The organism is Erysipelatoclostridium sp. DFI.2.3 (assembly GCF_019132535.1).
GTDB classification, from domain to species: domain Bacteria; phylum Bacillota_I; class Bacilli_A; order Erysipelotrichales; family Erysipelotrichaceae; genus Clostridium_AQ; species Clostridium_AQ innocuum.
Window position 1 is genome coordinate 129845 of sequence record NZ_JAHOOJ010000006.1, and the last position, 12847, is coordinate 142691.

General features: G+C 43.6%; 10 protein-coding genes. 1 reads left to right on the plus strand and 9 read right to left on the minus strand.

The window, feature by feature from the left end; genetic code table 11:
* Window positions 1-27: 27 nt before the first annotated feature.
* Window positions 28-1494, plus strand: a complete 1467-nt coding sequence (locus tag KSZ58_RS08080) for a GntR family transcriptional regulator (protein WP_074748423.1) — start codon at window positions 28-30, stop codon at window positions 1492-1494.
* Window positions 1495-1671: 177 nt separating this feature from the next.
* On the opposite strand, the gene phnX is transcribed toward KSZ58_RS08080, so the two are convergent.
* From phnX to KSZ58_RS08125, 9 genes are all read right to left on the minus strand, one after another.
* Window positions 1672-2454, minus strand: a complete 783-nt coding sequence (gene phnX, locus KSZ58_RS08085; protein WP_008817018.1) for a phosphonoacetaldehyde hydrolase — start codon at window positions 2452-2454, stop codon at window positions 1672-1674.
* 1 nt (window position 2455) lies between these two features.
* Window positions 2456-3550 carry a 2-aminoethylphosphonate--pyruvate transaminase gene (gene phnW, locus KSZ58_RS08090; RefSeq protein WP_009269748.1) on the minus strand — a complete coding sequence of 365 codons (1095 nt, stop codon included), beginning with the start codon at window positions 3548-3550 and terminating at the stop codon, window positions 2456-2458.
* 13 nt (window positions 3551-3563) lie between these two features.
* Complete coding sequence (locus KSZ58_RS08095; RefSeq protein ID WP_074748426.1) at window positions 3564-6170, minus strand: ABC transporter permease subunit; 2607 nt, start codon at window positions 6168-6170, stop codon at window positions 3564-3566.
* Complete coding sequence (locus KSZ58_RS08100; RefSeq protein WP_008817021.1) at window positions 6163-6915, minus strand: ABC transporter ATP-binding protein; 753 nt, start codon at window positions 6913-6915, stop codon at window positions 6163-6165. Before KSZ58_RS08100 ends, KSZ58_RS08095 begins: the two co-directional genes overlap by 8 nt.
* Window positions 6916-7732: 817 nt before the next feature.
* Window positions 7733-8443, minus strand: a complete 711-nt coding sequence (locus KSZ58_RS08105) for an aspartate/glutamate racemase family protein (protein ID WP_008817022.1) — start codon at window positions 8441-8443, stop codon at window positions 7733-7735.
* 197 nt (window positions 8444-8640) lie between these two features.
* Window positions 8641-9279: a helix-turn-helix domain-containing protein gene (locus tag KSZ58_RS08110; protein ID WP_008817023.1), complete on the minus strand. Its 639-nt coding sequence runs from the start codon at window positions 9277-9279 to the stop codon at window positions 8641-8643.
* Window positions 9280-9418: 139 nt separating this feature from the next.
* Window positions 9419-9871 carry a GNAT family N-acetyltransferase gene (locus KSZ58_RS08115; RefSeq protein ID WP_022300303.1) on the minus strand — a complete coding sequence of 151 codons (453 nt, stop codon included), beginning with the start codon at window positions 9869-9871 and terminating at the stop codon, window positions 9419-9421.
* Between the two features lie 334 nt (window positions 9872-10205).
* Window positions 10206-10985: a TraX family protein gene (locus tag KSZ58_RS08120; protein ID WP_008817025.1), complete on the minus strand. Its 780-nt coding sequence runs from the start codon at window positions 10983-10985 to the stop codon at window positions 10206-10208.
* 318 nt (window positions 10986-11303) lie between these two features.
* The gene (locus tag KSZ58_RS08125; protein WP_009269750.1) at window positions 11304-12707 is read right to left on the minus strand and encodes a cation:dicarboxylate symporter family transporter; all 1404 of its coding nucleotides are present in this window, start codon (window positions 12705-12707) and stop codon (window positions 11304-11306) included.
* Window positions 12708-12847 lie beyond the last annotated feature (140 nt).

Here is a 12847-nt window from a genome sequence, read left to right on the forward strand (position 1 = left end):
TGGAAAAAAACCGGAAAGGATATGGGTATGGAAGCACAAGAAACGAAATTCTCATTTGTCTATCATGAAGTAAAGCAGCGCATCCTTACAAACCAAATACCACCCGGCGATTATATGCCCTCCTCAAGAATACTCTGTCATCAATTTAATGTGAGCCGTTATACCATCAATCGCGTCTTTGAAGCACTGCAAAAGGAGGGATATATTGAGATAAAACCTCGCATCGCTCCCATCGTATTACCGCGAGAAGCCGTAATACAGCAGGAGAATGAAGGTATTGACATTTTGCGAAGTCGTGATAACATTCTACAGTTATATCAGACATTTGCCTTGATACTTCCCTCCTTGTTAAGCTTTGCAGCAAAGCACTGTAATCTGGAAATTCTGTATCATTACAAAAAAGCTATGAAGGTCTCCCGTATGGGAATTTCCGCCGGAGGGTGGCGTCCTGTATCAAATCTGTTAAAAGAAATTCTGACAATTGGAGGAAGTCCCTTGCTGGGGAACCTTTATTCTGTCTTTGAACTACATTCTCATTTAAGCTTTTTCACAGAAAACAGTACCTTTTTTCTGAAAGTCTTACGAAAGGATTCCATCCCCATAACAGCAAATCTTATCAGTATCCTGAAAGAAAAGGATACACATGTTATGTATACTCAGCTGACTCATCTTCTTCACAAATTTGTATATGCTGTTCAAGAAACCCTGCAGCATCTGGCAGATACATTGGAGACTTATCCCCTGCAGAGCCCTGCTGCTTTTTCATGGAGACCAACGCGTGGCAAGGATTATTTCTATACTCGCATCGTTAGTGATCTGAACCGCAAAATAGTCCGCGGTGATTATCCGCGTGGCACTTTTCTCCCCAGTGAAAAGCAATTGGCTGCAATCTATAATGTTTCTGTTTCCACAATACGAAAAGCTCTGACAGAGCTTTCACAACGAGGCTTTGTCAGAACGATAAACGGAAAAGGTACAATGATTATAAACCCGGATGATACCCGTGTAAGGCAGATGCTTCCCAATCCGGGACGAACAGAGGAGGCATTGCGGTACTTGCATGCTTTGCAATTACTGGCATTGATCATTCACCCTGCAACGGTGAATGCTGCCGCAAAATTCAAGAAAAGGGAGCTGAAGAGTTTAGAGGAAAAGCTCTATCTTCCGGATTCTATCTGTATTATAGATATATTTGAAGCTATTTTATACCATACGGATGCACAACCCCTGAAAAGCATACTGGAAGAGGCCTTTCGCCTCACAGAATGGGGGCATTATATTGCTTATTACGATCATAAAAAGCAGGTATTGCAGACAGTTAATAAAGGACTGCGCTTAGCAGTACATGAGTTGCATACAGGAGACTACATAGAATTTGCTAATCGAATTGCTGATAGCTATTACCACATATTTCAGCATGCCAGAGACATCATGACAAACAAATACGGTTTTTCTTCCGCTGCATCCATCCAGTTACCGGAGAAGTATTATTGAAAACTTCATTTGACAGCATTTGTATATCTAAATTTTCAGTAGTTACTCTTTCTTTTCAACGATTTCTATTGTTTTTCTTTTCCTGCTCTACGTTTTAGTTATCGAAAATATCATCAATTTTATTAGAATGTATGTCTTATGTTCACACACTCTATAGAAAAACCCGCCATAGCGGGTCTATTTATCGTTCAGCTCTTGGATCAATGCAGGCAATTCACGTATATCCTGCACTACATAATCGGCACCTGCCTGTATATACTCCTTTCGCAGGCGTGCACACAGTGCTTCCTTTTCCTGTGTGCTGAGTGCTTCGTATTCCGTTTGCATCAGCCCCATCAGAGAGCTTCCCTCCAGAATACCGACAGAGATAACACCTGCCGCAACGCCTTCCTTAATATCGGAGATCGTATCCCCTACCTTAACGGCTGCGTGTACATCACGGATATGCAGCTGCTTCAGGTTCTCAAAAATCATATACGGATACGGTCTTCCATAGTTATCCACGCTGTTCGGTGAAATCCAGAAATCCGGAGCATATCCCTTTTCCTTTGCGACACGCGTTACGACCGCCATCATCTGATCTGTATACCCAGTAGTAGAACCGATTGCCAGTCCCATAGCCCGCAGCCTTGCGATCGTTTCCACGACATACGGCTTCGGATCGGCAAACTGATCCAGTATGCTCATCAGCTTTTCCGTAAAGGTATCATGCATTGCATCGATATCCGCTTCCGTTACTGCACGGCCGTGTGCACTTTTCCACAATCTCTTAATTCTCGGCATTTCCAGCATGGTCTTGATGTGATCACGCTTCAGCATCCCCATCGGCTTTCTCGTTTCCTCCATCGTAACCTCCATGCCAAACGCATGAAATACCTCCGCAAATGCCTGTACCGGCGCAAAACAGCCGTAATCTACCGTCGTTCCTGCCCAGTCAAATATAATTCCCTCTATTTTCATATCAGTTTCCTCTGCTTTCCATATACTCTTTCATAATCTGTGCCAGCCGCAGGATATCCTCCTCATAAATCTCACCGATCGTTCCAATGCGGAAGGTATCCTTATCCGTCAGCTTTCCCGGATAAATTGCATAGCCTCGCTCCTTGATAAAGCGATACATCTGTGCGAAATCAAAATCTGTATCCGGATACAGGAAGGTTGTGATGATTGGACCCTGTACCGCCTTTTCCACATAAGGAAGGAAGCCAAGCTTACCGAATTCCTCAATCAAAACATCACGGTTATGTGCATAGCGTTTACTTCTTGCAGGAATACCGCCTTCCTTTTGCAGCTCCTCCATTGCCTTGGCAAATGCCAGAACAACATGCGTAGGAGAGGTATAGCGCCATTTTCCATCCTTCTCCATGCCTGCCCACTGATCGTACAGGTCCAAGGACAGACTGCGGGCACAGCCTCTGGAAGCGATCAAAAGCTCTCTTCTTGCGATGATAAAGGAGAAGCCCGGAACACCCTGAATACACTTATTGGCCGAGCTTACCAGAAAATCAATATGCCAGTCATGCATCGGAATATCCACGCCGGCAAAGCTTGACATCGCATCCACGATAAAGACCTTATGATACGTCTTAGCCAGCTCACCAATGGATTGAATATCATTGAGAATGCCGGTTGTCGTTTCGCTGTGAATCATTGCAATATGCGTAATTTCCGGGTGCTGCTTCAGTGCTTCCTCTGCTTTCATTCGATCCGGTATTTTATCATAATCCTGTGCAATATGAACGCAGCTAATGTGATGATAGCGACACATTGCGGCGATTCGTTCCCCATAGGCCCCATTGCTGAGCAGCAGCAGACAGCCATCGTCAGGAATCACGCTGGAAATCACACTTTCCACCCCGAAGGTTCCGGAGCCCTGCATCAGTACGGTTGTATATGCAGTCTCATCGACATGTGCCAGCTGCAGCAGCTCTCTTCGGATTCGCTGCGTAATCTGCTTATAATCCTCATCCCATGTACAGTGATCAAACAGCATTTCCTGCTTTACACTGTCTGTTGTCGTAAGTGGTCCCGGTGTTAACAGCTTGTATGTTTTCATTTGTCTTCTCTCCTTATTTTCTACAGCCTTCAAAGAACGCCTGATGCTCTTCTAAAAGCTCTACACTCAATGCTCTCTTAAATACCCGCGGATATTTGCTTGCATATTTTTTCTCCACCTGTTCACCTTCATAAAGTGCAGTTGGATAGGTATACAGAATATCTCTTCTCCCATTTTCCATAATGCAGCGTGCCATTGCCATTGCCGTCTTATTCACATTTTCCTTTTTTACAACGGCAATGCTTTCCGTAAGGGAATAATTGCCTTCAATCGGGTCAATACAGTCGATGGGAAGCCCCTTTTCCTTATCCGCAAGTGCCTGATGCCGCAGTCCGAAGGCAATGCCGACCTCCCCGGAGCGCACCTTTTTCAAAGGACCTGAGCCGCTGGATTCCAGATGCGGACCGACATTGTCGAGGATTGCAGTTAGAATTTCTTTCCCATCTTCTTCTCCATAGGTATCCAGCAATGCCTGTACGAGCAGCCAGCCGGTACTGCTTGCCTTGATATCCGGTATTGAGATCAGTCCCTTATATTTCGGATTTGCAAGCTCCTTCAGAGAGGACGGCACCGGCAGCTGCTTTTCCTTCAGTACACTCGTATTCACAATCATCGCTCCCTCCAATGCCGTCAGCGGAGTATCGTAATCGGAATAGGTTTTCAGTGTCGGCGTCGGGAAGGTCAGCTTATCAAACATGTCATTTTTTTGTTGGGCACTGTCAATATAATAGGAGCTCATCGTAATGATATCCGCTTCCAGATTCTTACCCTCCGCCATGATTTTTCCACCAAGCTCGCTTGTTCCAAACGATTGCAGAACATATTGATCCTGAAAGCCGTTTTCATCCAGTGCATGCTGTATCGCTACCAGTGCTTCCTCATCCGCATTGGAGTAAATTACTACAGGCTCCTTTCCCTGTCCGAATACGAAGGTAAACAGCACAACACCGCCGGCAAGAATGCCAAGTGCATATTTCTTCACACGGACACTTCTTGCTTTCTTCTCCTCCTTCTTCTGTGTAACGAAGAGAATGATTCCCTTTACCAGCAGATTGGTCAGAAGAATCAGTAGAGACAGAACGAAAATCTGATCAAATTTCGCAAAATGCTGCAGCTCCTTGATCTTGGTTGTCAGCACTGCTGTTTTTGCGCCGACAATGAAAATCAGGGCAGAAATCGTCACCATGGAATTGATAAAATAATAGCTGAACATCTCCAGTATCGTGCTTTTGGAATTGGGAACGACCACTCGTCGAATTGTTTTGAACCAGCTGTCCCCCATCAGCATTGCCGTTGTTTCATAGGAGGTATTCAGCTTTCCCAGTGTGTTCTTCGCCATCACATACGGTGTGGAGAAGAAATGAATCATATTACAGAGAATAATGATCCAGAAGGTGCTCTGCAGCGGTGTGCCGCTAAATGCGAACAGGAAGGCAATACCGATGACCATTCCCGGTATGGTATTAGCTATACTGCTGATGGCATCAGTACTTTTTCTGCACAGTACAGGAAGCGTGCTGCGTGTGGTCACAAGAGCAGAGCCATACGCAACCATGGTACCACAAGCCGCTGTGCCCAGGGATACAATCAGTGAATTGCGGTAAACCGACAGTAAATTGGCGCTTGCCAGCGTATCTGTGAAATGCTGCAGGGAAAAGCTGATATCATACGGCCATTCCTTTACAAACGGCAGCAGGATGATAACCGTAAATACAAGCAGAATACTGCATAGGATAAGACCTGAGCCAAGGCCGCACCACAAATCACGCCCCTTGTTTTCCGGCAGCTCAATTCTGCTGATTTTATTGTAGCGAACATTATAGCGCTCCAGATAATTCAGAAGAACGATACTGATGATGGAAGGAAGCAGCATCATCATGGCGACAACCGCACCGTTGCTAAAGTTCGGGATGGAGCCGAGCATTTCATTGTACAGCGTGGTTGCGACAACCGCAAACTCGCCACCAACGGCCGCCGGGATACCAAAGTCGGTAAAGCTCAGAAAGAATGCCTGAAGAAAGGCTGCCGCAAGGGTTGGAATCATCGGTGACAGGGCGGTCATCCAGAAGCGCTTCCCTCCGGAATCCCCCATGATTTTTGAAACGATGATAAATTTCTTATCAATGAATTTCATCGTATTGTTCACAAGCAAAAAGGCAATCGGCAGCGTATAGATCACATAACCGATCAGAAGACCGTTGAAGCCATATATATCAAACAGCTGCACATGCAGCAGCTTACTCAGCAGTCCCTGCTTTCCAAATGTATATATAATGGCAAAGCCATAGGTGATCGTAGGCAAGAGCATCGGCAGAGTGGCAATACTGCGGATTCCCTTTTTCAGCCGCTGGGATACATTTGTATAATTGATGGTGTAGGCCATTAGAAAGGCAAGCAGCGTTGTCACCAGGGCACTGATACCGGATACCGTAAAGCTGTTGCCAAAGGCGTTCACAAACTTGCCGCTGAAGATCAAATCACGGTAATGCTGCAGTGTCAGTGAGGTTCCGCTTTCAAAGGATTTATACAGCAGCATGGCGACCGGCATAAAGAGAAATACGAGAAACAAAGCCGCCAGAACCACATAGATTCCCTTTAGCTCCAGCTGCTTTTTATGCATAGGTTTCTCCAAACAACGTAAAGATATTATTGCGTTTGATTTCCAGCTGGTTCAGGATGAATTCCTTCACGAAGCTGTTTTGCGGATGCTCGATGATATCCTTCGGCTTCGCATACTGCGAAATGCTGCCATCCTTCATGATCAGCACGCGGTCGGACAAGGTCAGCGCCTCCTCCGGATCATGTGTGACAATGATTGTTGTCAGGTGAAATTCCTTGGCGATCGTTTTGATCTTCTCCTTGATGCTTTCCTTGATAACACCATCCAGCGCACTTAGCGGTTCATCGAGCAAAAGAATTTTTGGTTTCATGACCATGGTTCTGGCCAGTGCCACGCGCTGCTTCTGACCACCGGACAGCTGGTCGATGTGCTTATCCAGATGCTGAGAAAGCCCCAGTAGCTCAATCAGCTCATTCACCTCCTGCTGTGTGGAAATACCGGGCTTATTCTTCAGACCATAGGTGATATTTTCATAGGCGTTCAGATTCGGAAACAGGGCATAGTCCTGAAATACGATATTGAAGCCGCGCTCCTCCATGGATACTCCGGTGACATCCTGTCCGTTGAATACCACACTCCCGCTGTCAATTTCTGTAATGCCCAGTATACAATTCAGCAGGGTTGTTTTTCCGCTTCCGCTCGGTCCCAGAATGGAAACGATTTCCCCGGTTTCTATCGATAGACTGATTCCGTTGAGAATCGATGTCTGATCATACGATTTCTTCAGATTATTCAGTGTCAGCATACGTTACTCTCCTCATCGCGATATTTTGCTCGCTTGTGTCCATTATAGAAAAGTGAAAAAAGATTACAATAGCTTTCATTAAGTGTTAACGTCCTCTTTACGAACCCTTAACATTTCATAAATTATGTAAATTCTTTGTTATATTTTCTGTTTTTCATGTAATTTTACAAGAAAAACACAACAAAAAGAGCTGCTATTTAATAAATTTGTAAATAACAGCTCCTGTATGTTCATAATACGATTTCTTTGGCAGAAAAATGAAAATCATGCTGTATGCACGCAATGACCGTGTTCTTTTTTATAATTTTCCGTGTCCTGCTCATATACGATACAAGAAAGATGGCACTACTGCATGAAGAAACGATGCAACGTCACTGCGCTGCAGCTTACCTTTGTATGAATGAAAAGCTGCCATTATGCGTTTGCATTCATGTATCATTCTTTCCCACTATTTTGGCATCAGCCCTATGAACACATCAATTTCCTTTTCTTAAAATCAACCATTTTTTTTATATGTTCGTTCTCTTCGTTTAACTGATAAAGAAGCCCTCAACAAGCCTGCCGGTTCCACCTTCATATGGAGCCATTTCACGAAAGGCAATCAAATGTATGATTATAGCTTCCGCTGTCTATGCACATATTCAGTACAAAAGCCTCCCTGCAGCTTTCCATACAAAAGCCGGTATCAATATCCCCATTGCCTGCTTCAAGTTCACAGGCAACATGGTGAGCATAGATAACAGGGTTACTTCTTCAGGGGGGATATTGCTCACTTGCTTACTTATATAGTGTTTTCCATACATCCATAACAATCGTCTCAGCAATTTCCCATCCTTCCATCCCCTAATGCGATTTCTACTGCACGCTTTGCATGAATACACGTTGTATCGAATACAGGGATGGAAGAATCTGATTGATGAATAAGAAGTCCGATTTCCGTACAGCCAAGAATAACACCCTCAGCTCCTCTGGACTTCATGCGCTCTATAATGCTCTGGAATTTTTTCCGTGAGTCCTCCTTTATTTGACCAACGCAGAGTTCATGAAAAATGATATGATTGATCACTTCAATCTCCGTTGCTTCAGGAACGATAACCTCTATGCCTCTCTCTACCAGTTTTTGCTTATAGAAATCCTGAGTCATCGTATATTTTGTGCCTAACAATCCCACTTTATGAATATTGTGGTTTAAAAGCTCCTCTGCTGTCGCATCTGCAATATGGATGATGGGAATATGAATCATGGATGCGATTTGAGGTGCAACCTTATGCATAGTATTTGTACAGATCAAAATAAAATCCGCACCGGCAGCTTCTAATCCCTGAGCAGCTTTCCCTAATATTTCTCCGCTTTTCTTCCAGTCACCTCTTGACTGGCATTTTTCAATTTCATCAAATTCCACACTGTGAAGAATAATTTTTGCTGAATGCAGTCCGCCAAGCTGCGCCTTAACTCCTTCATTGATAATTTGATAATACGGGATTGTACTTTCCCAACTCATTCCACCAATTAAGCCAATTGTTTTCATTTTTAACCCTCCATAGCTTTCTATTTGAGTATATCACGATAATCATATACCACAACAACTCGTAGCCACCAGCTGTGCCAGAATCTCACCTGAGTAATAAAAGCATATTCTGTTTTAAATAAAAGCATATTCTGTTTTATAAGATTTAAAATATCGCCTGACACTTGATCCGCTCAGACCCGTGTCATTGATGGTATTCAATAAAATTTCTGAATATCAACTGCATTTTCCTGTCGTTTCTTCAGAATGAAATAACTCATAATCAAAACGGACAGGTATACAACTGCAAATGCTAAGGTATGAACGATCCCTATTGGATAAGGAGAAATCCACCCTTGCCTGAAAACTAGGTCTGCAATATATCCGGTCATGATAGATACAGGCATAAAAACGATTCCATTGATAAGAATCCACGCAATATAAATCGGAGCCTTTTCTCTGGACAGTATGCTTGCTATAAAAAATCCGGCAACACCTACTACTTGAACGATCATTGCTCCCCAAACAGCTTCCATTGTCTGTTGCGCATACCAGCCTCCAAATGCACAGAACAGACCTATTACAACAAAAGCTGCTGATGAGATATAAAGTACCTTACTCGCAAGCTCCCTGCTTTTTTGTTCTTTGCTCTCTACCGTCTGAATGCCCTTTAGGATATAATCTGTTGTAACTCCAAAATAATCACTCATTATAATTATTTTTTCTACATCCGGTGTACTCTGATCACTCTCCCATTTGGAAACAGCCTGTCTGGAAACACCTGCTTTCTCAGCAAGCTCCTCTTGTGAGATTCCTTTCATTTTTCTTAAATATTGTATTCTTTCCGCTAACTTCATGATCAGCACTCCTTTCATGATGCGATTATAGCAAGTATTCAGTTGCATAGCCACTATGCAAGCATGGAAATGTGTCAACCCGTAGTTGCAATGAAAAAAAACATAAATAATAAAAGCTTATGTTAATTGAAGGCGGAGTTTAGCAGTCTCTTGTTTTGCTTCTGTATATCATTGGAATAAAGCGTATCCCCATAACAGTTTGTTCGGTTTTTGTGTCTTTGAAGCCCAAATGGTGATAAATTTCCATGGCATAAGGAGATGCATTTACAGTTAACTCATTGGAAGAAGAATTTTTTAATGCTGCTTCAAACAACCTTCGTCCGATTCCCTGTCGATGATATTCACCATCAACAAAGAACAGCGCTATATGACTGCCGTTGTTTCTAGTCGCAATTATACCAGTCAGTTTTTTGTTTATATATGCCCCCCAGATATCCAGTTGGTCCATAAACTCCTGATTATGCAATGCAGTATCAAAAAACGTTTTTATCCCCTCATCCGTATAATCCGGTGCTTCAAATTCCATAAAAACCTTTGTAACCAATTTGGTTACATCTTCAAGATGCCGGTTTGCAATGCGCTGTATATTCATTGTTAACAGCCTCCTATCATATAAACGACTGATGCCGGTTTATCATTCTGTACATTATATCATACTGCTTCAATATCGTCATTTCTTTCTGCTTTCGATGAATTGTTTAGCCGTCAACGCTTTATAAGAATGCTATTTGATATGTTCTTTGCAGCAAATTCTTAAACTCATATCCTTTGTAGCATTCACGATACTCATAGAAGTTTTCATTAAAGTCTTTCCGATATGAAAAGAGCAGCTATAAAATAAAGAGGAAATTACAGCCCTGCTATTAACATAATAGAAAACAGCTCGGTACATGCAGGATAGCTTCCTGTATGATTTTCTTGTCTTTTCATGCAGTGATATACAATACAACCAGAATGGTGATGTGCAAGGGATAGAAGGTATAGAATAACCATTTTGGCAGGGCTCCTTTTTTACCGTTATAGCAGGATAACAGTGGCAGGGACAAAGAAGCGTAGAGGATATACAGGAAAGCATACAGCAGATCATCTGCCTGAAGGCTTTGTCCCTGTATAAGGAGAGTAGAGGCTTCCAACAGGATGACCCCTCCCAGACGATACAGACGATATTCATCACTTCCGCAATAGCAGACAAAAATCGCCAGAACACCAAGGGCACCGTAGTCTGTTTGCAGGACATATGCGATAAGCATGCAAAGAGGCAATGGTAGGAGGGAGAGCTTTTGAAGCGTTTGTCTGCTTCTGAAAGCATCATAGGCCATAATAGCTGCAGCTCCCAGAAAAAGGGTGAAAAAAATGTTCGTTAAAGCGAAGTGCAGAGTGAGCGGAGCATCCAGTAAAATGCAGATCATATACTGAAAGGGAATTTCCGATATCAGCCCCATAATCAGCAATCGAATTAGATAGGCACTGCGATTGTGAGTCCTATGGCAGCCCTCCGCTATGAAAAATGCAAAGATCCAGAAGGAGGCGGCGCCAAGCATACCGATCAGCTGAATTCCCCATTGAATGGCTTCCTGTGTCAGCGTGGTATGTACAAGAAGAAAATCCCGTACATCAAAGCAGAAAATTTTATATATATGGTCCAGAAGCATCAGACCCATTGCGATAAGCTTCAGTGATGCCTGATTCAGTATTATTTTCTTCATCTGTATTCTCCTATCGATATATCGCTGTTCTTGTCGTTTCCACCAGCTTTGCACCTGCTTTTCTCCATAAATTTACCCAAGCTGTACGTATTCTCATTATAATATACAAAGCACCCGCTGCCAATAGCTGACCTCCACAAAGAAATAGATGCTCTGAAACGGAGAAACACTTGCATGACAATAGACAAAAAACAATCTGCTCAGATTCTCTGCCCTCTTCCATATGTATTACAAAAAAGAAACAGGTGCAGGCTAAGCCCGTTCCCTGTTTCTTCTGTTGCACGCAGGCACATTTCATTTCATTCCATGCCCGCAACTTTATACCTTTTCTGCTTCCTTGCGCGTCATATCCTGATACAGCTCCATATCCATCAGCTCCAGCTGACGGTCAACCATGATGGCATTGGTCAGTGACCCGGATACATTCAGCATGGTACGCATCATATCAATAATGGGATCGATTGCCAGAATTGGTGTTATGAAAGCAAAGGATGCTCCAAGGCCAACACCGGACAAACCGACTGAGGCCGCCATGGTACTGGTACCTGGGATACCGGCAATACCAATGGAGCCGATGGTAATGACAATGATGGACATGATGATCAAACTGATATCAATCGGTGTACCGCTGGTATTTGCGACATAGACAATCAGGAGCGCCGGAAAAACTCCTGCACAGCCCTGCATACCGGCCGTTGTTCCAAAGCTGGATACAAAGCTTGCGGTTCCCTGTGACACCCCGAGCTTCTGTGTCAGTGTGTCAATCGTTGCCGGCAGAACTCCCAGAGAGCTGCGGGAGGTAAAGGCAAGCAGTAACAGAGAATAGCTTTTTTTCAAATATGTGATCGGATTGACCTTGAAAAAGGAAATAGCGAGCAGTTGAATCATGAGCTGTATGATACATGCAATATACAGAATCACGATGAACTTTCCAACCTCCAGAATACTGTTCAGACCGCGCTGTGCAATCGTATTTGCCAATAATGCCAGCACTGCATACGGCATTCCCTTAATAATCGTCATGGCAATACTGATGATAATCTTGTGCAGAGCATCAATCAGCTCATAAAACACCTGGATGGTATCGGGATACTTTTTCTGCATACGGCGTGCCGCAAGCCCGAAAAATGCGGAGAAGATTACCAGTCCGACAACATTGCTGTTGACCATGGCTTCCACAGGATTGGCAGGTATCAGATTGCGCAGAGTCGTCACAACCGGTACGACCTCCTTCATCTCTCCGTTTGTGATGGATGCGGCACTTCCGCTGCCTCCAAGCTGAAAGACGATTCCCAGTGTCAGACCGACAACAGCGGCAACGGCCACCATACCCATGGTAGTAAGAATACTGCGTTTTACAAGCTTGCGTACATTTTCACGCTCATCCATATGAAGGATAACATGAATGATGGAAACCATGACAAGCGGAATTACCAGCATACGGATAAAATCAATGAAGCCGTTACCGATAAGCGAATACCACAGTGTCGTTTCATTCACAAACGGAATCTTCATCGGGTCTGCCGCAAAACCGGATACCGCCTGCATGGCAAGTCCCAGTGCCAGACCGAGCACAGTCGCAATCAGCACCTTGCTGGAAAAGCTGAATTTTTTCTTTGGAAGCTTATATACTGCAAAAGCCAGCAGCAGATAGGCGATTAGAAACACAATGGTTTTCCACTCACTAATCATCAGAAACTGGCTTAGAAATACGTTTTTCATAAAACCCCTCCTCGTTGTACCTGACTATCATATACAAGCAGCTTTATTTTTTCAAGTCATATGCTTACTGCTCTTTTATGTTATGAACCATATCCAAGTTTTTATACCTGTTTTTTTATCATATGCTGTTTAAAAGCCCT